This window comes from Ferrimonas kyonanensis DSM 18153 (assembly GCF_000425405.1).
Classification (GTDB): Bacteria; Pseudomonadota; Gammaproteobacteria; order Enterobacterales; family Shewanellaceae; genus Ferrimonas; species Ferrimonas kyonanensis.
Window position 1 is genome coordinate 301,715 of record NZ_AUDJ01000002.1, and the last position, 22,924, is coordinate 324,638.

Below are 22,924 nucleotides of genomic sequence, written 5' to 3' on the forward strand. Positions count from 1 at the left end.
GAGAATTTAATCGCCGCATGCGACTCAAGCAGATAAAACTGGCGGGTTTTAAGTCATTTGCCGATCCCACCAGAGTCCCTTTCCCGTCTCAGATGACCGCCATTGTCGGTCCCAACGGCTGTGGCAAGTCCAATGTCATTGACGCCGTTCGCTGGGTACTGGGGGAGAGCAGCGCTAAAAATCTGCGTGGCGATGCCATGACCGACGTGATTTTTAATGGCTCCGGATCCCGACCTGCCAGTTCGCTGGCCAGTGTTGAGCTGGTGTTTGACAACGAGCAGGGGCGCCTGGGAGGCCAGTTTGCCATCTTTAAAGAGGTGGCCATCAAGCGTCAGGTCAATCGTGATGCTCAATCCAGCTATTTTCTTAACGGCAACAAATGTCGCCGCCGTGATATTACCGACATCTTCATGGGCACCGGCCTGGGGCCACGTAGCTATGCCATCATCGAACAGGGGATGATCTCCCGCTTGATTGAGTCGCGGCCACAGGAGCTGCGGGTGTTCATCGAAGAGGCGGCGGGGATCTCCAAGTACAAGGAGCGGCGGCGGGAGACGGAAAACCGCATCAAGCATACCCGGGAAAACCTGGAGCGACTGGCAGACGTGCGCATCGAGCTGGGCCAGCAACTGGAACGGCTGCAGCGCCAGGCCGATGCCGCCCGTCGTTACCGCAATCACAAAGCCAACGAGCACACCCTGCAGAATCAGTTGCTGGCGCTGCGCTGGCGCGATGTCAGTGATCGCATGACGGTGCTGGAAACCCAGTTGGCACAGAAGCAGACCGAACATCGTCAGTGTCAGGAGACGCAGCAGGGCGACCTGAGCGCGTTGATGACGTTGGAGCAGTCTCAGAGTGATCTCAAGGCCAAACTGGAGCAACAGCAGCAGGGACTGTATCGCATCAGCAGTGATGTCACCCGGCTGGAGCAACAGATCCTTCACGGTAAGCAGCGGCATCAGCAGTTGCAGCAAGAGCGCGAACGCACCGCCGAACAACTGGCGGGGGATGCCCAGCAGCGCGCTCGACTGAGCGCAGAACGCGATGATCTGGACCAGCAAACCGAAGGGTTGGAGCCGGAGCTGGAGATGGCCAGCGAAGCGCTGCAGTCGCTGCAGCAGCAGCTGGAGAGTTGTCAGGAACAGGCGCTGGTTCAGCAGCAACAGCAACAACTGCAGCAGCAGAAGGTCTCGGAGCTGACTCGGCAACACGACGTTATCGGCGAGCGTCGTCTGGCGCTGGGCCGTGAGCAGACCCAGCTACAGCAACAGCAGGCACGGATTCAGGCTCGCATGCCCGCCTCAGACGGAGAGCTGCAGAGTCAGCTGCAGCAGGCGCTGGAACGACAAGAGCAACTGACGTCGGAGCAGGCTCAGGCAGAAGAAGATAAACGCCAGCGTCAGCAATGGCTGGCCGAGTGCGAGCAGAGCGTGGTGCAAGGCCGACAACAGCTGCTGTCTTCGCAGCAGCAACTGGGCGAACGCCAGGCCCGCCGTCATGGTATCGAGACCTTGCTGACTGGCCTCAAACAGTCGTTACCGGTGCCCTATGATGGGCTGCCACGGCTGTGGCAGCAGCTGGAGATAGACAGCCAGTGGCAGGGAGCGCTGGAGTTGGTGTTGTCGTCGCTGCTGCAGGCGGTGGTGGCCGAAGACGGCAGCGACCTGACCGGTATTCCTGCTGCGGTGACCGCGCTGCAGCCCAGTGAATCCATGGCCGCGGTGGCGCCAGACAGCCTACTGGCCAAGGTGGTGTCGCCACTGAATCTGTCTCCTTGGCTGGCCAGGGTTCATTGTGCCGGTTCTGTGGCCGAGGCCAGGCAGCGCCTGACTCAGCTGGACAGTGACCACAGTGTGGTGACGCCAGATGGCCTTTGGATGGGGCATGGCTTTTGTCGCCGCGCCGGAGACAGCCAACCGTCGGTGTTGAACCTGGCGGAGGAGCTGCAGGCGCTGACCGAGTTGGTGTCTGAAGCGGAGCAACAGCAACAGCGCCAGCAGCGGCTGTTGACCGACGCCGAGCAGCAGCACAGCCAGGCTAAGCAACAATTGGCTGACGCCGAGCTGCAGTGGCGACAGGGCCAGAGTGACCTGGTGCAGGCGCAGATGCGTCAGCAGCAATTGCAGCACCAATGCGAGCATCAGCAGCAACAACGCCAACAGGCCCAAGAGCAGCTGATGGAGCTGCAGGAAACCGCTGAAACCCTGGTGGAGCAAGGCCTGGAGCTGGAGCAGCAGCAAGCGCTGGTGGCGGAGCAGTTGCAGGAGCAGCGGGCGCAATCGGAACGTGACGGAGATCGTTGCAGCCGCGCCTCTGCCGAAGTCAGCCAGTTGCGTCAGCAGTTGCAGCAGCGCCAGCAACAGTTGCAGACGATGACGCTGGAGCAGCAGACGTTAATGACCCGTCGCCAGGGCATCGAGGCGCAGCTGGCTCAGCAGCAGGAGAATGCCGGCATCTGGCAGAGTCGCCTGGAAGAGGCCGAGGAGGCTCAGCAGGCGTTGCTGGAGCCCTTGGGTGAATGGCAGATGGCGTTGGAACTGGGGCTGGAGCAGCGTCACCAACAGGAACAGCAGATCGCCGCGGTCAATGAACAACTGGCAGAGGTCGAGCAACGTCTTGCCCGCATCAATGACGCCAACCGTGGCCAGATTGAACGGCTGACGGCGCTGGCGGACACCATTACCGAGCTGAAGATGGAGCACGAAGGCCTGCGGGTTCAGGCTCAGGGCCAATTGGATCTGTTGGCTGAAGCCGAGGTGTCCCTGCAGCAGGTACTGCAGCAACTGCCGGCGGATACGGCGGTGGAGCAGTGCCAGCAGGAGCTGGCCCGAGTGCGGGAACGAATCAAGCGACTGGGCGCCATCAACCTGGCGGCCATCGAAGAGTTTGAGCAACAGTCACAGCGAAAAACCTACCTGGATGAACAGGATAAGGATCTAACCGAGGCGCTGGAGACGTTAGAGACGGCGATCCGCAAGATCGATCGTGAGACCCGTCAGCGCTTTAAGGCCACTTTTGATGAGGTCAATGGCGGCTTGGGCGAGTTATTTCCCAAGGTGTTTGGTGGCGGCAGTGCCTATCTGGCACTGACCGACGATGACCTGTTGGAGACCGGGGTGACCATCATGGCTCGGCCGCCAGGAAAGAAAAATGCCACGATTCACCTGTTGTCCGGTGGTGAAAAGGCGCTGACCGCTTTATCATTGGTGTTTGCGATTTTCCGTCTGAATCCGGCGCCGTTCTGTATGCTGGATGAAGTCGATGCACCACTGGACGACGCCAACGTCGGCCGTTTCTGTCGTTTGGTAAAAGAGATGTCGGAGACGGTGCAATTTATTTATATTAGTCACAACAAAGTCAGTATGGAGATGGCTGACCAGCTGACCGGGGTAACCATGCATGAGCCAGGCGCGTCACGCATCGTTGCCGTTAACGTAGAAGAAGCCGCTGCAATGGCTCAATTGTAATAACAACAAGGTTTAGCATCAGTATGGATGATTTTCGGATTATTTTAATTGTCGTTGGATTGCTGTCGATTGTCGGCTTGCTGGCCCATGGTCTGTGGTCGATTCGAAGGCAACAGCCACGCAAGATGAAGGCTCGTCCAATGTCCTCCATAGACGCCGAGCGCAGTGTCGATGCCCAGGGGTTTGATGCCGATGGCGTTGGCCGGGTGCGCACCATCAGCACTCACGAAGGCCCGGCCGAGCCAACGGTGAAACCGCAGGAGCGGGAACCGACCCTGTCCATGGAGCCGGTGGTCAATACCTGTGCCGACCGGGTGGAACCGGATCTGTTTGCCGATCAGGAGTTGCAACAACCTGAGCCGGAGCCGGAAGCCCCCAAGGCGACACGCAAGCCAGTGACCAAGGCGGAGCCTCAGGGTGAGCAGATAGAGCTGGGACTGGCCGCGGAGTCGCCCGATGCGGATGCGAAGGAGGCCGTGGCTGAGTCCGATGAGATGGCGCCGCTGCTCAGTGCCGAAGAGCTGAAACAGCCGGAGCCCGAGCCGGAGCCTGTTGCCGTGGCACACGCTCCGGAAGATGTGTTGGTGATGCATGTGGTTGCCGCCGAAGGCGAGCTGCTTCAGGGCGCCGAATTGCTGCATAATTTCCTGACTCTGGGGATGAAGTTTGGCGAAATGAACATCTTCCATCGCCACCAGGACAGCGCCGGGCGTGGCCCGGTGATGTACTCCCTGGCCAACATGGTCAATCCGGGCACCTTTGAACCCGACACCATGGAGCAGTTTGAGACCGAAGGGGTGTCGCTGTTTATGACCCTGCCAAATCAATGTGACGAGACCGTCGGATTCTCGATGATGCTGGGCGCCGCCCAAGCGTTGGCAGACATGCACAATGGCCAGGTACTGAACGACTCCCACCAACCCTGGGACGAGCTGAGCAAAGATCGATACATGGATCGGATTCAGAAGTTCGACAGCCAGCCGGCCTGACCCCGCTTTTTTACTGGTGCGGCCCCTGGCCGCGTCACCGCCAATTCAGATAAAGGCCGCGTCATGCGGCCTGATTAGTTATGACCGAATCGATAAAACACACCATTGAACAGCTGAGTCAAGAGATTGAGCGCCACAACCACGCCTACTATGTGATGGATGCGCCCACGGTGCCCGATGCCGAGTACGATCGTTTGATGCGCCAGTTGCAGCAACTGGAGCAACAGCATCCGGAGCTGAGGTTGCCCAACTCTCCGTCCACTCGGGTGGGGGGACAGGCGTTGGATAAGTTCAGCCAGATCACTCACCGGGTGCCAATGCTGTCTCTGGACAACGCCATGAGCAGTGACGAGTTTATCGCCTTCTACGAGCGGGTCTCTGGCTTGGTGGGGGACGAAGCGATCCCCTTTTGCTGTGAGCCCAAGTTGGACGGGTTGGCGGTCAGCCTGATCTATGAGGCGGGCCAACTGGTGTCGGCTGCCACTCGTGGTGATGGCACCACAGGTGAGAACATCACTGAAAATGTGCGCACCATTAAGGCGATTCCGCTGGTGTTGCATGGCGACGATTACCCCGAGGTACTGGAGGTGCGCGGCGAGGTCTTTATGCCGACTGCCGGTTTCGATGCCTTTAATGAACGGGCGCTGGCCAAGGGGGAGAAGACCTTTGCCAACCCTCGAAACGCCGCGGCCGGTAGCCTGCGTCAGCTGGACTCCAAAATTACCGCCACCCGCCCGCTGAGTTTTTATGCCTATAGCCTGGGAGTGGTGGAGCACGAACGCACTCCGTTACCGGGCAGCCACTATCAGCAGCTGCAAACCCTTAAGGGCTGGGGCTTGCCGGTATCACCTGAGATTAAGCTGGTGACCGGTCAACAAAATGCCATCGCCTATTTTGAGGATATTTTGTCCCGCCGTCAGCAACTGCCGTACGAGATCGACGGGGTGGTCAATAAGGTCGACAGCATTGCCAGCCAGAAACAGCTGGGCTTTGTCGCCCGAGCGCCACGCTGGGCCATTGCCAGTAAGTTTCCGGCCCAGGAAGAGATCACCGAGCTGGAAGAGGTGGAGTTCCAGGTAGGGCGTACCGGCGCCATTACCCCGGTTGCCCGGCTCAAACCGGTGTTTGTCGGTGGCGTGACCGTGTCCAACGCCACCTTGCACAATGCCGATGAGATCGCCCGCCTTGGGGTGAAGGTGCATGATCATGTGGTGATCCGCCGTGCCGGTGACGTGATCCCTCAGATTGTGTCAGTGGTTCTTGAGCGTCGCCCCGAGCACGCCAGTGCCATCGAGTTCCCCAGCCGCTGTCCGGTGTGTGACTCCGAAGTGGAGCGCCTGGAAGGGGAAGCGGTGACCCGTTGTGGCGGTGGCCTCTATTGTCAGGCACAGCGCAAACAGGCGATTAAGCACTTTGCTTCCCGCAAGGCGCTGGATGTGGATGGCCTCGGTGACAAGATCGTCGATCAACTGGTGGACAAGGAGTTGGTGGAGACCCCGGCGGATCTGTTTACCCTAAGTGCATCGACCCTGACCATGCTGGAACGCATGGGCACCAAGTCGGCTCAGAAACTGGTCGCTGCATTGCAAGACGCGCGTTTGACAACGCTGCCGAAATTCTTGTATTCACTCGGGATTCGTGAAGTTGGCGAGGCAACAGCCGCCAACCTGGCTCGTCACTTCCGCAGCCTGGAAGCGGTGGCCGAGGCCGACGTCGAGGCGTTGATCGAGGTGGATGATGTGGGTGATATCGTCGCTCGCCACGTTCATCACTTTTTCCGTCAGCCCCATAACCAGCAGGTGATTGAGGCATTGGTGGATCCGGCTCGTGGCGGCGTGCACTGGCCTGAGATCGAGCAGATCAGCGAAGACGCTCAGCCCCTGAAGGGCCAGACCTGGGTACTGACCGGTACTTTGAGCCAGTTGACCCGAACCGAGGCCAAAGCCGGCCTGGAAGCCCTCGGGGCCAAGGTCAGCGGCAGCGTGTCCAAAAACACGCACTGCGTGGTGGCCGGTGAAAAGGCCGGTTCTAAATTGACCAAGGCTCAGCAACTGGGGGTTGAGGTGATGGATGAAGCCGGGTTGGTGGCGCTGCTCAATGGCTGATGTCTGACCTTGAATCGATACAAAAGCCCGCTACTGCGGGTTTTTTTATGCCATAAGACTCGTTGCACTGGCGCACCGCGCCGGTGAGGCCCAGTGGCACTGCTGCTGGATTTGAACCAGGCGAAACAAGTCACCGTCGACGTTCGGCGACCCATGGTCAGTGCCGAGCTCGTGGGGGCAAAGATGTGAAATTTCTGTTAATGGTTGCCGGGCTAAGATAATGTAGAAGCAGCCCGAATAGGGAGCGGGCGGAATGGATTAAAAAGAGAAGGAAAAGAATAGCCTATGAAAACCATCGAACAGTGGTTTGCGGAGTATGGTGAAAGCCACCGCAATCCGACCAACAAAACGATTCATTGGATCTGTGTGCCGTTAATCACTTTCAGCGTGCTTGGGGCGTTGTGGGCGCTGTCGCCGCTGCTGACTTGGGCGCTGGTGGCCGTCGCGCTGGTGTTCTATCTCAACCTGTCTCGCAATATTGCAATAGCTATGGCCTTAGTGACTGGGTTTATGTTATTAATTATCAGTAACTTGAATAACCTGTTTATGATCTGTGCGGTGATCTTTGTGCTGGCATGGATAGGGCAGTTTTACGGGCACCATGTGGAAGGCAAGAAACCCAGCTTCTTTAAGGATGTGCAGTTTCTGCTGATTGGGCCCATCTGGTTGCTGGGTTTCGTGTTCAGAAAACGCGGCTGGCACTATTAGTCCTCCCCAGTTGTCGGGAGTGAAGGTGCGGAGTAGGTATGGCAGTAAAGGAGATACGGGTACCCATAGGGCAATTGGCGGTGGGACAGTCGGTGCGTTTGCCGCTGGCCTGGAAAGAGCACCCGTTTCTGTTTAGCAAGTTTACCATCAAGGATCCGCAGCAGATTGCCCTGATCGCCAACCTGGGCCTGGAGTACGTGTTTGTCCAGAGTCGCAGTGGCACCGAGGCCAGCGTCCTGGCGACACCCTTGTCCAAAACTCAGGCGCAAAAAGTGCCGCCGCCGCCGAAGCCCACCGAGGCGCAGTTGCAGCAACAGCGCCAGCGTCAGGCCAGCATCGAGTATCACCGCCAGATCCGTAAGGTAGAACAGGCCTATGTGAAAGCCTTGGATCTGCTTCGCAGTGCCTATGCGCACCTGAACTCCTCGCCAGATCGCGCCTTTGCCGAGGCCAGCTCGGCGGTAGAGCTGCTGCTGGAACAACTGGACACCCATGGCCAGGAGCCGGTGCTGCAACTGCTGGCCGCCAATCAGGGCAACGGCGGGCTGCAATTCCATGCCATCAACGTCTGTATTCTGTCCATGGTACTGGCCCGGGCGGCGGGCATCGACACCGCCGAGATTCGGTTGCTGGCCCTGGCGGCGCTGTTTCATGATGTGGGCAAGCGGCGGGTACCAGACAGCATTCTCAACAAGCGCCTGGCGCTGACCAAGGCGGAGCAGAGCTTCGTGGATGCCCACCCCAAGTTGGCCTTAGAGATGCTTAAGGGGGCGGCGCTGGGTCACCGCCGCATTCGGGAGATGGTGGCCAATCACCATGAGATGCTCGATGGCAGTGGTTATCCCCAAGGGCTCAAGGGCGACCAGATCTGCCCGCTGACGCAGATGCTGATCATCGCCAACGAATACGATGCCCTGGTTAACGGCAGTCACAAACAGTTGTTACCGAACCAGGCGCTGGCCTTCTTATTTAAATTCAAAAAAGATAAACTCAACCCCGATTACCTGCAGCTGCTGGTGAAAACTCTGGGGATCTATCCGCCAGGAACCCTGGTGCGCCTCAGCGACGGCACATTGGCAAAGATCATGGGCACCGACACCGGTGGCGCGCTGAGTTACCGGGTGATGCTGTTTGACCAGACAGTACCGAGGCGGGAGGCGCCGGTGGTGACCTTAGAAGCACTGAAGTTGCAGGTTGAAGAAGCGGTAAAACCGCAGGATCTGGAGACGTCGGTTCTCGACTATCTGGGCATCAGTTCATTGACAGGATAGACACAGCTTGAACAAACAATCCATTTTTGTCGCCGGTGGCGGTTGGTTGGGGGCGCCTTTGGCGGCCCATTTGGTTGCGCGTGGCCATCGCGTGGTGGCAACGGCCCGTCGGCCCGAGGCGTTACACGAGTTGACCGCACAGGGCGCCATTGCCCAGCCGTTGGAGCTGGACGGCGGTGAGGTAAGCGCCGAGTTGTTGTCCGGTATCGAGGTGCTGGTGGTGTGCGTACCGCCGGGCCGGGGCGAGCAGTCAATGCCATTCTGGCAGCGGCTTCAGCCGCTTCTGATTGCGGCTCGAGCGGCCGGAGTTCAACAGGCACTCTTTACCAGTGCCACCAGTGTCTATGGCGGCCAGGTTGGTTGGGTGGATGAAGGCAGTGATACCGATGATTCCAACCGGTCCCTGATCATGCTGGATGCCGAGCGTCTGTTCCGGCAACAGTTTGACGGCCAGGCGACCGTGCTGCGCCTCAGCGGGCTGGTGGGCGGTGCCCGCCACCCCGGCCGCTTCCTGGCGGGCAAGCAGCAGCTTGCCGGCGGCCTGGAGCCGGTGAACCTGGTGCACCGCCATGATGTGATAGCCGCCATCTACGCGGTGATCGATCAACGAGCCTGGGGACGGACTTACAACCTGGCCAGTCCCCATCACCCCAGCCGCGCCGACTATTACCGCTTTTGTGCCCGGGCTTTAGGGCTGCAACAACCGCAGTTTGTGATGAGTCAGGACTCTCCGCGCTGGTGCAATGGCAACCGAATCTGCCGTGAGCTGAACTGGCAGTATCGCTACGACGACCTCTATCAACTGCCGGAACTGATGCGATAGCAGCAACGGGGCTGGTGCTCGAGAATATGCTGGGTTCGAATGACCCGGGCCGGTGCCAGCAGCGCTTGGAACAGTTCCAGCTCCATTTGGCACACCCCCTGGCAGGCCTTGGCGGCGCTACAGATGGGGCAGTGGTCTTCGATGAGCAACCATTGATCGCCGTCCGGCTCGATGCGGGCCATGTAGCCCTCTTCACAGCGCAGGCGCGCCAGCTGCTCCAGTCGCTGCGGCAGCGCTTCGTCCATACTCAGTTTCTGGCGGTAGAGTTCCAGTTGCTGATCGTTACGATGGCGCAACAACTCGGTCATGGCTGCCTCACCTTGCAGCGCGATCAGGCCGGTAATCAGTTGAATTGCCATGTCATTATGCCGATCTCCGAAACTTTGATGGCCTTTTTCGGTCAAATGCCAGTGTCGAGTAGGACGACCTTTGCCCTGCTGCTTATCGAAATGGCTGATCAGCGCTTGTCGTTCCAGCTTGTCCAGATGCTGGCGGACTCCCATGGTGGTCATCGACACCGCTTTGGCCAGAGGTGCGATGGCACTGGGTCCCAGGCGTTTGAGCAGTGATAGCAGTTGCTGTTGAGATGAGGACATGGCGGACTCCCTGACGGTGAAGTCTTATGGTACTCGTTGCCGTTAAATAGTTAAATGATTGCTTTATAAAAGGAGAGCACGATGAAACCATGGTTTTGGCTGCTGTTGGCCCTGCCGTTGACGGCGGTGGCCGGGGAACGCTGGGTCGAGGTCACGGGCAGCGCCCAGGCATCGGTCCAGGTAGACAAGGTGCATCTGCAATCGAGAGTGGAGGAGGTGGCCAGTGATCCGGTCGAGGCCAAGCGCCTGGTGGATGAGAAAGTGGCCGCGCTGCTGACCTTGTTCCGTAACGAGAACATCACCAAGGAGCAGGTGGACGCCGGCTCATTGCGGGTGATGCCGGAATATCAGTATGAAGATCGCAACCGTACCCTGGTGGGCTATCGCGCCTCACGCAGTGTTGGTTTGGATCTGGATGCCGGCGACTCGGGGCAGTGGATCGCGCTGTTGCTGCAACACGGCGTGACGGAGTTGGATAACCCCAGTTACTGGTCAAGCAGTGCCAAGGAGCAACAACAGCAGTTGCTGATCAAAGCCTATGAGGATGCCTGGACCAAAGCCGGTTTGATGGCCAAGGCCAGTGGCAACAGCTTGGGTGAAGTGCTGTCCATGAGTGAACAACACGGTGCCATGCCGAGACCGATGATGGCCATGGAGCGGATGGCCGCAGACAGCAGTTATCAGCCTGGTGGTCAGGCGATATCTACCACCATCACCTTGAAGGTGGCGCTGGAAGATTAACGGATGGGGGCGGCCGCGCCGCCGCCACCCGTCAGGTTACAACAGTGCCGAGCGGGCCTGGCCCAGCATCGACAGCAACTGCGAGTTGCTGCCGGAACCGGGGTTGGCGATCATCGATTGCTGTCGATCTGCCAGACCACTTCGGACGTCATTCATCTTGTCCGCCAGGTCTTCCAGGTCGGCACTGCCACCACCAATCAGGTTGCTGAGTGAACCGCTGCCTTGCATGTTCATCGCCTGCTGGGCGCTTTTGATGAACGCGGCGGATTTTTCCTGGTTCAGCTCCACCAGTTTGTTGAGTTCACTGTCGAACTGCTGTTTATGAACATTGGCGGTGGAGGTGGCGTTTTTGGCCTCCTGACCAATGGCGGTCGCCGTGGTTTTCAATGGCGATGCCGGCATCAACTGATTGTTATTGATTTGCATAGACCGGTTCCCGTAGGTCAAAGGGGTGAAGCGGTGACGGCCATTGCCGCAGCACCGGGTTCAGGAGTTTATAGCAAGAGGTGTGCCAGAGCTTAACTAACCGTTTTAGAATCGAATTTTGGCCAAAACCCGTGAGTGGGTTAACATTGATGCAACGGGAAACCACAACCGATTACCAAGCGGCAAGCCGGCATGGCAAGCGTTTGCCGCTACCACAACAGAGAGGGGAAACCAGTGCTCGCAAGATTGATAGCCATAGTGATGATGTTCAGTGCCTTTGCCGCGTCGGCACAGGAGTTTAAGGAGGGGGTTCACTATAAGGTGATTAACGGCCTGTCCGAGACCAGTACGCCGGTAGTGAGGGAGTTTTTCTCTTACAACTGCGGTCATTGTGAAAAGTTTGACCCGGCACTGGAACAGATCATGGCGGCTCTGGGTGACGAGGTGACCTTGAAGCGTACCCCGGTTGGCTTTGGTCGTGACAGTTGGAAACTGGCTGCCAAGGGCTATTATCTGACCGAGATTCTGGGCACCAACGAACAGATGCACCAGGCGTTCTTCAACCAGATTCATCGTCTGGGCCAGCCGTTTACCAGCGAAGCGCAACTGAAGCAGTTCTTCGTCAGCTACGGGGTAACGCCCGAGGCCTATGACAAAGCCGCCGACAGTGCCGATTTGAAACTGGCCATCGCCGATGGCGATTCCAGAACCACGCTGTCGCAAATCCGCGGGGTGCCGTCGGTGCTGGTGAACGGCAAATACATGGTGGTCAATCCCGGCCGAACCTTGGGTGACTATGTTGAATTGATTAAGTACTTAATCTCAAAAGGCTAATGACCGGCGCCAGGGAAACATTCCTGGCGTTTTTACTCTCTGTACGACCAAAGTCTAGCCCCCTCTAAACCCCCTCGAAAATAGCGCTATCTCTTTGTTTTTATAGAAATAAAGCTCAATTCTCATTCGAGTACAATCCGCCCTTAGACTAAGGTCTCAGAGGCGCACCGCTTCCCCCTTGCTAGTGTAGAACCGTCGAGATGCAGATCACATTAATCATCTGGCCTGGCGTTGTCGGCGCTTGCCAAGGTTCGCATCACCTTGGCGCGCGGACAGTTGCACAGGCCAGAGAGTTACTGCCTAGCATCGCTATTACAAGAAGAGATAACGGGGAGCAATTATGGCGTTCGAAAACAACGAATCGGCCAATGCCTACTGGAAGGAAAACCTGAAACTGCTGCTGACGCTGCTGGTGATCTGGTTTGTGGTGTCCTTTGGCTTTGGCATCTTACTGGTAGAGCCGCTGAACAGCATCAAGTTGTTCGGCTTTAAGCTTGGGTTCTGGTTTGCGCAACAGGGCTCTATCTACGTCTTTGTGGCGCTGATTTTCGTGTACGTAGCGAAAATGAATGCCCTGGATAAGAAGTACAAGGTTCAGGAAGACTAGGAGAGCGTCATGGAACTGCAAACACTCACATTTATTATCGTCGGCCTGACCTTTGCTTTGTACATCGGCATCGCCATCTGGGCTCGGGCTGGCTCCACCAATGAATTCTACGTTGCCGGTGGCGGCGTGCCTCCGGTGGCTAACGGCATGGCGACCGCTGCAGACTGGATGTCGGCGGCCTCGTTCATCTCCATGGCCGGCCTGATTTCGTTCATGGGTTACGACGGCGGTGTGTACCTGATGGGCTGGACCGGTGGCTATGTGTTGCTGGCATTGTGCCTGGCGCCGTATCTGCGGAAGTTCGGTAAGTTCACGGTGCCGGACTTCATCGGCGATCGTTACTACTCCCAGGTTGCCCGTATTGTCGCCGTGGTCTGTGCCATTTTCGTCTGCTTTACCTATGTGGCCGGACAGATGCGTGGCGTGGGCGTGGTGTTCTCCCGTTTCCTGGAAGTGGACATCACCACCGGCGTGATTATCGGGATGGCCATCGTCTTCTTCTACGCCGTTCTGGGGGGCATGAAAGGCATCACCTATACCCAGGTGGCGCAGTTCTGCGTGCTGATCACCGCCTACCTGGTACCGGCGGTGTTTATCTCCATTATGATGACCAACAATCCGATCCCTCAGCTGGGCTTTGGCTCGACCCTCAACGACGGCTCGGGAATGTATCTATTGGATAAACTCGACGGGCTATCGACGGAGCTCGGATTCAGTCAATACACCGACGGCACCAAGAGTACCATCGACGTGTTCTTCATTACCGCGGCCTTGATGGTGGGAACCGCCGGTCTGCCGCACGTGATTGTACGCTTCTTTACCGTGCCCAAGGTGAGCGATGCCCGTTTGTCTGCCGGTTGGGCACTGATCTTCATCGCCTTCCTGTACACCACCGCGCCGGCGGTTGCCTCGTTCGCTCGAGTCAACATGATCAACACCATCAATGGTGAAGATGGTCGTGGCATTGTGGCCGAACAGGCGCCGAAGTGGATTGAAAACTGGAGTGAAACCGGACTCATCAGCTGGGAAGACAAGAACGGTGACGGTCGTATGTTCTACTCCGGTGATGAACGCAACGAGATGAAGATTGACCGCGACATCATGGTGTTGGCCAATCCGGAGATCGCCGAGCTGCCAAACTGGGTGATTGCCCTGGTGGCCGCAGGTGGTGTGGCCGCGGCACTGTCCACGTCGGCCGGATTGCTGTTGGTGATCTCAACCTCGGTGTCCCATGACCTGATGAAACGATCACTGATGCCCAATATTACCGACAGGCAGGAGTTGGCGTATGCCCGAATCGCGGCGGCGGTGGCGGTGGTGGTCGCCGGCTACCTCGGCATTAATCCGCCCGGCTTTGTGGCCCAGGTGGTGGCGTTCGCCTTTGGCCTGGCAGCGTCGTCCTTCTTCCCGGCCATTATCATGGGGATTTTCTCCAAGCGGATGAACAAAGAGGGCGCTATCGCCGGTATGGTATCGGGCATCACCTTTACCGCCGCCTACATCATCTACTTTAAGTTCGTGAACCCGGCCGGTAACGTGCCTGCTAACTGGTGGTTCGGCATCTCTCCCGAGGGGATTGGTACCCTGGGTATGGTGGTGAACTTCGCGGTGGCCTTCGTCGTCAGTCGCATGACCGCCGCCGTGCCGGTGGAGGTGCAGGAGTTGGTCGAGCAGATCCGTTTCCCGAAAGGTTCCGGTGATGCCCAGGCGCACTAACGCGACCGAGTCAGCCCGGAAACGGGCTGTTACTGAGGCATGAAAAAGGGGCGGATTTCCGCCCCTTTAATGTTGTTTGATGGCGTGTTAACCGAAGGTGAGGTTGGCGATTCTGAGGATAACCCCCACAAACAGCAGCACGATGCCGATGCGATACAGGCCGAATTCACGTCGGTTGAAGTCTTTGAGTTTTCCGACCCACACCTGCCAGAATCCGTTGAGGTGCTGCTGACGGCGGCTGTAGATAGCCAGGGCGTAAGTGACGAATAGTATTCCGGAAACGATTAGGATAGGCTCAATTATAGTTAACATTCTTAGGGCTCCTTGCCTGGGGTGATCTGAGGGTATCAGAGTCATCTGGTGGGCACGAGCCATCTAAGACTAAAGGATTAGGACGGTGGTTATGGACCTGGCTCCACTCATCCAATTTTTGTCACAGACCGTGCCCTTTGACGGGCTTCCCCAGGCGGCGCTGGAGCAGTGCGCCGGCCGCATCGAGATCGCCTACGCCAGTCGGCGCGACAAACGCATCGAGTTTGACACCGATAACCCCTGTTTGTACGTAATCGCCAGCGGCGTGTTTGAGCTGAGGGACAACGATGGCGAGTTGCTGGCCCGACTCGACAGCCATCAGTGTTTCGGCTTTCGGGCCCTGTTGACCGGCGAGCAGACCGATGCCGAGATCCACATCATCGAAGACGGATTGCTGTACCTGATCCCGCTGGCCACCTTCGACGATCTGCGTCATCGCTATCGGGAGTTCGAACGCTTCTTTAATCGTCAACATGGCCAGCGCATCCGTCTCGGGGTGCGTTATGACAACCACCGGCACACCAATGCCATGCGATTGTCCAAGGTGATGAGTGCCAAGGTGGTCAGTTGTGGTGGTGACACCAGCGTGGCAGAGGCCGCGCGGCTGATGAGTCAGCACCGAATCTCTTGCCTGCCGGTGACCGCCGAAGGGCAGTTGGTGGGAATCCTCACCGATCGGGATCTGCGCAATCGGGTGTTGGCCAAGGCCGTCGACCCCGGGGTGGCGGTCAAGCAGGTGATGACCGCGTCGCCCCGTTGCCTGACCTCACAGGAGACCTGGTTCGATGCCCAGCTGCTGATGACCCGGTTTAACATCCATCACCTACCCATCACCGAACACGGGCAGCTGAAGGGGCTGGTGACCAGCAACGATCTGATGCGGCAACTGGACTCGGATCCGGCGCTGATCATTAAGCAGCTCAACCGCTGTCAGGACCAGGAACAATTGGTTCAGGTGATGGACGGGGTGCCGAATCTGGTGAAGTCGTTGGTGGCCGCCGAGGTGTCGGCGGAGCAGGTGGGGCGGCTGTTGACCGCCATCTCCGACCGCTTGACCGAGCGGCTCATTGCCCTGGCGCAGCGAACCCTGGGTGAAGCGCCCATGGACTGGTGTTGGTTGGCGTTTGGCTCCCAGGCTCGCATGGATCAGGTCATTGGTTCGGACCAGGACAATGGCCTGCTGCTGGCCGAAGAGCCGGATGCAACCCAGCAACGTTATTTCCTGGCTCTGGCGGAATCGGTGTGCAGGGGGCTGGATCGCTGTGGTTTTGTGCTCTGCAAAGGGGAGATCATGGCGATGAACCCCAAGTGGTGTCGATCGCTTCATCGCTGGCAACAGCAGTTCAGTCACTGGATGAGTGAGCCTGAGCCTAAGGCGGTGATGCACAGCTCCATCTTCTTTGACATTCGTGGCGTGGCCGGTGACACCGAACTGGCGCGGCGACTGCAACTGCAGGTGCTGGAGCAGGCTCAGCGCAGCGAGTTTTTCCTGGCCTATCTGGCGCAAAACTGCGTGGCGCGGCGACCGCCGCTGGGGTTCTTTCGTCAGTGGGTGCTGGATAAAGACGGCGAGCAGAAAGCGGGGGTGGATCTGAAGCACCGCGGCCTGGCCATCATCAACGACATCGGTCGACTGTACGCCCTGGCGTGCGGCAGTGACGAAGTGGAAACGCCGAAGCGGTTAAAGGCGGCCATGGAGGCGGGGCTGTTGACCCGTAAGGATGCCCTCAACCTGGCCGATGCATTGGAGTTTATTCGAGCTCAGCGGCTGGATAACCAGCATCGACAATGGTTGGCGGGCGATCGAATCAGCAACTATCTGGAGCCCAAATCCCTGTCGCAACTGGTGCGTCATCAGCTCAAAGACGCCTTTGTGGTGTTGGGGCAGGCCCAGGATGGGGTCAAACTGAAATTTGGCAAGCAACTATGAGTCTGTTTCATCCGCGACTGTTGCGGTGGCGCTGGCGAAACTGGCGCGGTGGTCACCGCTCCTCTTTGGCCTCGTGTCTGAGCCAGGGTTACCGGCAACTGCCGCTACTCGCACTGGACCTGGAGTTGACCGGGCTAGACCCGGCCAAGGATGAGATCGTCAGCATTGGCGCCATCCCCATCGACCAGGGGCGGCTGCGGTGCCATCAGGCGTTTTATCAACTGGTTCGGACCAGCCAGAGCGTAGGGCAGTCGGCCACCATTCATGGCATCGTCGATCACCAGCTGGAACAGGCCACGGGCTTGCACCAGGGGCTGGCATCCCTATGGCCACTGCTGCAGGGGAGGGTATTGGTGTGTCATAACGCCGGGCTGGATTTGGCGTTTTTACGCCGGGACTTGGCGCGGGAACTGGGGCAAAGGGAGCCGCTGCTGGCCATCGATACTCTGGCCCTGGAGCAACGACGGTTGCAGCGTCAGGGCCAGACGCTGCAACGGGATGACCTGACCCTGGCGACGTGTCGGCGGCGTTATGGGCTGCCGGTGTACCCGGGCCACAACGCCCTGGTGGATGCGTTGGCCTGTGGCGAGTTGCTGCTGGCTCAGGCCAGTGCCCTGGGCCATAACCCAGGGCTGGCGCAGTTGATCGTGCCTTAGTTGACCGCGGGGGTACTGGCAAGCGGCTGCGGCGCGGTGACCGGAGCGGTGTCAACATTCTCAGCATCCGCTTCGGCTTTGGCCTCAACCTCAACTTCAACCTCAACCGCTTTAGATTCAACCGCTTCAGTAACGGCTTCCTGTACCGGTGTTTCGGATTTGTGGCTGGCCAGTGACAGCATCAGCCGTTCAATCTCCAGATGCTGTTGGGCCGCGCTGTGGGTCAGCTTGGTGGCGACCTCGACAATGGCCTGGGTTTGCTGGCTGAAAGGGCGATCGCGCACGTCGTCGCTGCCCAGGGCCTGAACCACCTGGTTGAGGCGGTTTTCCTGGGCCAGGATGTAGCTTTCGAAGTCGTCCTCATCGAGGGCGTCGAGATTTTTGACCGCCTGGGCGATGTGCTGAGCGTGGTCCAGGTCAAATTGTACCTGGGTCGCGGCAGCCTCGATGGCTTTGTCGTTTCTCGGGTCCGAGGCGATCACCGACTTGGCCAGTTCCATACTGGCCACGGCGCGCTGGAAGCTCAGCGGTGCAGAGCGGGCGAGCCGGTTCTTCTGCATGCTGGCCAGCTGTTTTTTCACTCCGGTCAGGGTCAGGCGTTCCACGGTTTTGATCTCGATGGCGCTGAGCAGTTTGATCAGTTCAGCCTGTCCTTCCTGGGCGTCTTCGATGTCACCATCGGCCACCTCCTCCAGCAGATCCCGATACTGTTGCTCGGCCCGGCGCATCTGCTTGCCAAAGTAGCTGGCGGCATCCAGTTGTTGCAGGCGGGCGCGCATCGCCATGGCGTCGGCGAGAACTTTTTCGGCGGTCTGTTTGATCAGGTAGCCGCTGTCGAGGGCCTGGTTGGCCTTGAGTACCGCCACCAGAATGTCGTCAACGGTGCCCTGATCGGCTTCGGCGGGGGTGTAGCGAATGTCGTCAAACTCCTCCTGAGCGTCCTTGTGCTGATCTTTGGCTTCCTCAAGCAGATCCGGGGCATACAGGGCCAGATCATCGGCCTGCGCCTGGGTCAGTCGCTGCGCCAGGGCGTCAACGGCAGACTGGGCCTGAATGAAAAACTCGGTAGCCTGGGCGTCGGCTTGCTGTTCGGCAACGATTTTTGGTGTGCTTTGGCAACCGCCCAGAATCAGGCTGGAGACGAAGAGAGCGGTAAGTGTGATGCGCGGTTTCATGTCGGTACTACCCTGTATCGGCGCGTAAACGCCGGTGTTCTGTGGTTGATCTGTGGCCACGCTGCAGTGGCCCTGCTGTTCATATCGACCCAATGTGGTCACAGCTTTAGCGTCAGAGTATGCCGCCGGAAACCGTTTGCCTACGCCAGGGTTTAAAAAATAGGTTAAGTGTCAGATTTATAAGTCATATATTTGCCAAAATAGAGATTCTGAACCTGACTTGAATGGGTGTTTAGCTGTGCTTACTTATGGCTTCTGAACCTAGTGTTATAACTGGATACACTTTGTGACTGCAGAAACCGGCCCAGGAGTTGCTAGGATTAATGGGAGTCGATGTGGGAGGCGCCATGGCATTACCCTGGATACTGGCAGCGCTGGCCGGAGGGCTGGTGGCGGCGGATTACAAGCGCAGTCGTGACAAGAAGCAGCAGCGGCGCTATCACGATCGTAGTGACAGCCCACAGATGGTGCTGCGCCCCAGTGAGTGGGCCAGTGGCAAGGCCCGGGTTGCGCCCCAACCAGGTTCGCTGGTGGCCTGCCATGTGTATGGGGCCATTGAACACGTGGGGATCTGGGTCGATGACGATCAAATTGTTGAGCTGCATGGCAGCGGTCTGGTTCGAGTGGTGTCCCCACGGCGTTTCCTGCAGGGGCGCACTGGTCAACGTTTGTTTGTGTGCGTTGACCGCCATCATCGCCCCCTGGTGGATCTTGGCGCCATTGAGCGCTCGGGTCAGTCGCTGTATCAGTATCGACGTTACGATCTGTTAAAGGACAACTGCTATCGGTTCGTGTGGTTCTGCCTGTCGGGCAAACAGCGGCGATTTGACAGTTTTGGTGCTTTGAATCAGGCGTTGGCCCAGCATTTTGGCCAGGACCTGTATTGGGATGCGGCTAAGGTGAGGCGGCTGGATTGAGGCTCACGACGCGGCGAACGCCGTGAGCCCGACGAGACATCAGTCTTGTTGCTGATGGCGTTTCTGGCTGGCGGCGACGGCGTCGGCAATCAGCTCCAGGCCGGTCTTGTCACAGGCGGGCAGGCTGGCATCACTCAGGTTGATCGGAGTAATGCGAGGGCCCCATTTGATGACGGCGGCGGCGGAGGTCAGGCCAGCGCCAAAGGCACAAGACAACAGGGTGTCACCGGGTTGAATCCGACCTTGATCCAGGGCATCACACAGGGCAATCGGTACGGTGGCGGCCGAGGTGTTGCCGTAGTTCTCGATATTGATGAAGGCCTTGTCTTTGGCCAGTCCCAATTTGTTGATCAGGGTGTCGATGATGCGCACGTTGGCCTGGTGGGGCACCACCAGGTCCACATCTTCCAGACCGGTGCCACTTTCCTCCAGAACTTGCTTGCCCAGTGCCGACATGCCGGCAATGGCACGTTTAAAGATTTCGCGGCCTTCAAACTGAAACTGGAACTCGGTGGCGGTTGGGCTGAGCCGGTCCATATCGGTGCCAAAGCCGGCTACCTTGAGAATCTCCCTTGCCTGAGGATCGTTGTTCATGGCGTAGCTGAGTACGCCTTGTGGTTCCTCGCTTTCCACCGCTTCCAGAATCACGGCACCGGCGCCATCACCGAACAGCACCGCGGTATCGCGCTGCAGCCAGTCCAGCAGGAAGGTCAGTCGTTCTGCGCCAATCACCAGCACTCGCTTGGCCTGGCCACTCTTGATTTGGGCGGTGGCCAGACCGAGACCGTACAGGAATCCGGAGCAGGCGGCGTTGATGTCAAAGGCGGCACATTGGGCGTCGATGTTGGCCTGTACCGTGGCGGCGATGTTGGGCACCAGCGTATCCGGTGAGGCGCTGCCAAGGATGATCATGTCCAGATCGCTGCCCTGCAGGCCAGCGGCCGCCAGGGCATGTTGGGCGGCAACGGTGGCCATCGCTGAGGTGCTGACATGGCTGATGTGACGCTGGCCGATGCCGGTCCGACTGCGAATCCATTCGTCGGATGTGTCCATAAAGGTGGCCAGATCGTGGTTGCTGAGTGTGGCCTGAGGCAGACATTTGCCCCAACCGGTAATTTGAGCATTAAGCATGGAGACTCTCCAAAAACGCAAAGCACTCCCCAAGGGAGCGCTTAAGTCGGATTTCCGCAGCAGTATGGCCGTCGAGAACTGGGGCGCGGTTGCTCACAGGGTCGATAGCTATAAAGGTAGCAGCCCGGACTGGAAACGGTTGTATCACCGGACTCTCTGCGGCTATTTGTCGTTGTTAACGTGTTCTTCAACCAGCTTTTTGACGCCGTCTTTGGCGTGCAAGATGTGGTTGACGAGGAGGGTGGCAGCGGCGTCGATCTGGCCGGAGCGACACAGTTCCAGCAACTGCCGATGTTCGGTTTCCGCTCGGGGAATGCCGCCGGTCAGCAACAGCTGCAGGCGAATGTAACGATCGGAATTGGTGTTAAGGCCTTTGATCACTTCCATGGCCTGGGGACGGTTGGCGCCCAGATACAGGCAGGCGTGAAATTGGGTATTGAGTTCACTCCAGGTGTTGACCGCATTTTCCGATCGAAATGCCGACTCCAGTTTGGTCAACACCTCCTCGGCGTGGTTCAGCTGTTTTTCGGTCAGGTTGGGGATCGACTTGCGCAGCAGATCAGGTTCAATCAGGGCGCGCAGTTCAAACAGTTCGCTGGCTTGCTCTACCGACAATTCGGTGGCGGTGGCCCCTTTGTGGGCTTCGAACTTCACCAGGCCTTCCGCTTCCAGTTGCAACAGGGCTTCGCGAACCGGAATTCGGCTGACGTTCAACTCCTGAGCCAATGCGCTTTGGCGCAGGGGTTCACCCGCCTTGATGTCTCCGGAAAGGATCTTCTCGCGCAGTACTTCAACGACGAGTTGAGTGCGGGTTTTATGAACAATGGGACTGGCCTGACTCATGATTGCTTACTTATTGATTAGTCAGGTTATAGGTTAACGAGTTTGTAGGGTGAAGAAAAGCGAAAGGCCCAGATTTGGGCCCTTTTTGTATACAAAGTGGCGTATCTAGCGGTCAATAGCGAAGCTGGGGTGCATCGCTGTCATCCCGCAATGATTCTGGCAACAGCGACTGCGGCATGTTCTGCCAGGCCAGTGGCCGGGTAAAGCGCTTTATCGCTTCCGCCCCTACCGAGGTCGATTGACTGTGGGTGGCGGCCGGCCAGGGACCGCCGTGCTGCATGGCGTGGCAGACCTCGACGCCGGTGGGCATCTGGTTGGCGATCAGGCGACCTACTTTGTGGGCGATGGCGGTGATCAGCGCGGCTTGCTGCTGCATCTCCTGGTCACTGCCGTGTATCGTCGCGGTGAGCTGCCCCGGCAGGGCGTCCACCAACTGCAGTCGCTGCTGATCGTCCTGAGTCTCGATCACCAGCACCGCAGGACCGAAGATCTCCTCCAGCAGTTGGGGGCGGCTCAGCGCCACCGCCGCCGTGGTGACAAAGGCGCGGGCTTGAGTCTGGTTTGTGCCCGGCAGTGCCTGACCCCGGGCCAGTTCATCGACGCCGTCGGTGGCCGCCAATTGTGCCACTCCCTGATGGAAGGCCGTGGCAATGCCGGCGGTCAGCATGGTGCCACAAGGCTGCTCACTGACGGCGGTTGCCAGTGCGCTCAGGTAACGGTCCAGGCCCTCTCCCCGAGGCGCGATGACCACGCCGGGGCTGGTGCAAAACTGCCCCTGACCCATCATCATCGACAGGACTTGCTGCTGAGCCAGCGTTTCGGCGTTTTGTGCCAGAGTTTCGGCTAACAAAAACTGTGGGTTGACCGACCCCAGTTCGCCAAAGAAGGGGATGGGCTGCGGCCTGCTGGCTGCCAGTTGAGACAACTGCTGGCCGACGGCAAATGAACCGGTAAAGCCCACCGCCTGTATGCACGGGTCCTGAACCAGCGCCCGTGACAGGGACGGCGAGCGGCCCTGAATCAGACTGACCACGCCTTTGGGGGCGCCACATTGCTCGATGGCTCGAAGCAGCGCCGTCGTCACCATCTCGGTGGTCGCCGGGTGGGCCGGGTGGCCTTTGATGACCACCGGACAACCGGCGGCCAGGGCCGAGGCGGTGTCACCACCGGCGGCGGAAAAGGCCAAAGGGAAGTTAGACGCGCCAAAGACGGCCACCGGTCCCAGGGGCAGGTGGTCGAGTCGAATGTCCGGCTTGGGCAGCGGGGTGCGTTGGGGTTGGGCCAGATCGATGATTTGGCTCTGTTTGGGCTGGCGCAGCAGCGTAGCGAACAGCCTCAGTTGACCGCAGGTGCGGCCGCGTTCGCCATTGAGCCGGGCGGCGGGCAGGGCGGTTTCCTGTTGAGCGACGTCGGTGAGGGTGTCGCCAAGGGCCTCGATGGCTTCGGCCATGGCTTCCAGCAGTTCGGCCCGCTGTAATGGCGTCCACAGCCGGTACTCTAGGAAGGCAGCCCGGGCGGCCTCGGTGGCCTGGCTGACATCGGTTTCGGTGCCATCGGCAAACTGCCACGGCAGCGGGGCGTTGGTGGCCGGATTAAGGCTGTGAAAGTCACTGTCGGGCTGACCGGCCCACTGTCCATTGATCAAGTGCTGACCGCGAAGGGTTAACATAAAATTCC

General features: G+C 58.7%; 20 protein-coding genes. 13 read left to right on the forward strand and 7 right to left on the reverse strand.

The window, feature by feature from the left end; genetic code table 11:
• The first annotated feature begins 17 nt into the window (after positions 1 to 17).
• The 6 genes from smc (at position 18) to H598_RS0103965 (ending at position 9,363) form a co-directional block, all read left to right on the forward strand.
• A complete protein-coding gene (gene smc / locus H598_RS0103935; RefSeq protein WP_028111841.1) occupies positions 18 to 3,467 on the forward strand; it encodes a chromosome segregation protein SMC in 3,450 nt (1,149 codons plus the stop codon).
• 23 nt (positions 3,468 to 3,490) lie between these two features.
• The gene (zipA, locus tag H598_RS0103940) at positions 3,491 to 4,456 is read left to right on the forward strand and encodes a cell division protein ZipA (protein ID WP_028111842.1); all 966 of its coding nucleotides are present in this window, start codon (positions 3,491 to 3,493) and stop codon (positions 4,454 to 4,456) included.
• An 80-nt stretch (positions 4,457 to 4,536) separates the two neighbouring features.
• Positions 4,537 to 6,561, forward strand: a complete 2,025-nt coding sequence (gene ligA / locus H598_RS23275) for an NAD-dependent DNA ligase LigA (RefSeq protein WP_035415212.1) — start codon at positions 4,537 to 4,539, stop codon at positions 6,559 to 6,561.
• Positions 6,562 to 6,846: 285 nt separating this feature from the next.
• The gene (locus H598_RS0103955; protein WP_028111843.1) at positions 6,847 to 7,269 is read left to right on the forward strand and encodes an Mpo1 family 2-hydroxy fatty acid dioxygenase; all 423 of its coding nucleotides are present in this window, start codon (positions 6,847 to 6,849) and stop codon (positions 7,267 to 7,269) included.
• Positions 7,270 to 7,307: 38 nt separating this feature from the next.
• A complete protein-coding gene (locus tag H598_RS0103960) occupies positions 7,308 to 8,540 on the forward strand; it encodes a cyclic di-GMP phosphodiesterase (protein WP_084144313.1) in 1,233 nt (410 codons plus the stop codon).
• Between the two features lie 7 nt (positions 8,541 to 8,547).
• Positions 8,548 to 9,363 (forward strand): NAD(P)H-binding protein, encoded by an 816-nt coding sequence (locus H598_RS0103965; RefSeq protein WP_028111845.1) that lies wholly within the window; start codon positions 8,548 to 8,550, stop codon positions 9,361 to 9,363.
• Here the strand turns inward: H598_RS0103965 and H598_RS0103970 are convergent.
• Positions 9,339 to 9,959: a helix-turn-helix transcriptional regulator gene (locus tag H598_RS0103970; RefSeq protein ID WP_028111846.1), complete on the reverse strand. Its 621-nt coding sequence runs from the start codon at positions 9,957 to 9,959 to the stop codon at positions 9,339 to 9,341. The two genes, H598_RS0103965 and H598_RS0103970, sit on opposite strands and share 25 nt — an antisense overlap.
• An 81-nt stretch (positions 9,960 to 10,040) precedes the next feature.
• Between H598_RS0103970 and H598_RS0103975 the strand changes: the two genes are divergently transcribed.
• Positions 10,041 to 10,700, forward strand: a complete 660-nt coding sequence (locus H598_RS0103975) for an SIMPL domain-containing protein (RefSeq protein WP_028111847.1) — start codon at positions 10,041 to 10,043, stop codon at positions 10,698 to 10,700.
• A 36-nt stretch (positions 10,701 to 10,736) separates the two neighbouring features.
• Here the strand turns inward: H598_RS0103975 and H598_RS0103980 are convergent, their stop codons facing one another.
• Complete coding sequence (locus H598_RS0103980; protein ID WP_028111848.1) at positions 10,737 to 11,126, reverse strand: hypothetical protein; 390 nt, start codon at positions 11,124 to 11,126, stop codon at positions 10,737 to 10,739.
• Positions 11,127 to 11,360: 234 nt separating this feature from the next.
• On the opposite strand from H598_RS0103980, the gene H598_RS0103985 reads away from it, so the two are divergent.
• From H598_RS0103985 to H598_RS0103995, 3 genes are all read left to right on the forward strand, one after another.
• Complete coding sequence (locus tag H598_RS0103985; RefSeq protein WP_028111849.1) at positions 11,361 to 11,960, forward strand: thiol:disulfide interchange protein DsbA/DsbL; 600 nt, start codon at positions 11,361 to 11,363, stop codon at positions 11,958 to 11,960.
• Positions 11,961 to 12,300: 340 nt separating this feature from the next.
• Positions 12,301 to 12,567, forward strand: coding sequence for a DUF4212 domain-containing protein (locus tag H598_RS0103990; RefSeq protein ID WP_028111850.1), 267 nt, complete (start codon positions 12,301 to 12,303; stop codon positions 12,565 to 12,567).
• Between the two features lie 9 nt (positions 12,568 to 12,576).
• Positions 12,577 to 14,283: a sodium:solute symporter family protein gene (locus H598_RS0103995; RefSeq protein ID WP_028111851.1), complete on the forward strand. Its 1,707-nt coding sequence runs from the start codon at positions 12,577 to 12,579 to the stop codon at positions 14,281 to 14,283.
• 87 nt (positions 14,284 to 14,370) lie between these two features.
• Here H598_RS0103995 and H598_RS0104000 read toward each other — a convergent pair whose 3' ends face one another.
• A complete protein-coding gene (locus tag H598_RS0104000; RefSeq protein WP_028111852.1) occupies positions 14,371 to 14,595 on the reverse strand; it encodes a hypothetical protein in 225 nt (74 codons plus the stop codon).
• Between the two features lie 91 nt (positions 14,596 to 14,686).
• On the opposite strand from H598_RS0104000, the gene H598_RS0104005 reads away from it, so the two are divergent.
• The gene (locus tag H598_RS0104005) at positions 14,687 to 16,525 is read left to right on the forward strand and encodes a DUF294 nucleotidyltransferase-like domain-containing protein (RefSeq protein WP_028111853.1); all 1,839 of its coding nucleotides are present in this window, start codon (positions 14,687 to 14,689) and stop codon (positions 16,523 to 16,525) included.
• A complete protein-coding gene (locus H598_RS0104010) occupies positions 16,522 to 17,181 on the forward strand; it encodes a 3'-5' exonuclease (RefSeq protein WP_035415217.1) in 660 nt (219 codons plus the stop codon). Before H598_RS0104005 ends, H598_RS0104010 begins: the two co-directional genes overlap by 4 nt.
• Here H598_RS0104010 and H598_RS0104015 read toward each other — a convergent pair.
• Positions 17,178 to 18,356: a hypothetical protein gene (locus tag H598_RS0104015; protein ID WP_028111854.1), complete on the reverse strand. Its 1,179-nt coding sequence runs from the start codon at positions 18,354 to 18,356 to the stop codon at positions 17,178 to 17,180. The genes H598_RS0104010 and H598_RS0104015 overlap by 4 nt on opposite strands.
• Positions 18,357 to 18,703: 347 nt before the next feature.
• Here H598_RS0104015 and H598_RS0104020 point away from each other — a divergent pair, with 347 nt between their 5' ends.
• A complete protein-coding gene (locus H598_RS0104020; protein WP_028111855.1) occupies positions 18,704 to 19,273 on the forward strand; it encodes a RusA family crossover junction endodeoxyribonuclease in 570 nt (189 codons plus the stop codon).
• 39 nt (positions 19,274 to 19,312) lie between these two features.
• On the opposite strand, the gene H598_RS0104025 is transcribed toward H598_RS0104020, so the two are convergent.
• The 3 genes from H598_RS0104025 to H598_RS0104035 form a co-directional block, all read right to left on the reverse strand.
• On the reverse strand, positions 19,313 to 20,404 hold the full coding sequence (locus H598_RS0104025; protein WP_028111856.1) for a ketoacyl-ACP synthase III: 1,092 nt from the start codon (positions 20,402 to 20,404) through the stop codon (positions 19,313 to 19,315).
• Between the two features lie 162 nt (positions 20,405 to 20,566).
• Positions 20,567 to 21,247 carry a GntR family transcriptional regulator gene (locus H598_RS0104030; RefSeq protein ID WP_028111857.1) on the reverse strand — a complete coding sequence of 227 codons (681 nt, stop codon included), beginning with the start codon at positions 21,245 to 21,247 and terminating at the stop codon, positions 20,567 to 20,569.
• A 112-nt stretch (positions 21,248 to 21,359) separates the two neighbouring features.
• On the reverse strand, positions 21,360 to 22,916 hold the full coding sequence (locus tag H598_RS0104035) for an aldehyde dehydrogenase (NADP(+)) (protein ID WP_028111858.1): 1,557 nt from the start codon (positions 22,914 to 22,916) through the stop codon (positions 21,360 to 21,362).
• Positions 22,917 to 22,924: the final 8 nt, after the last annotated feature.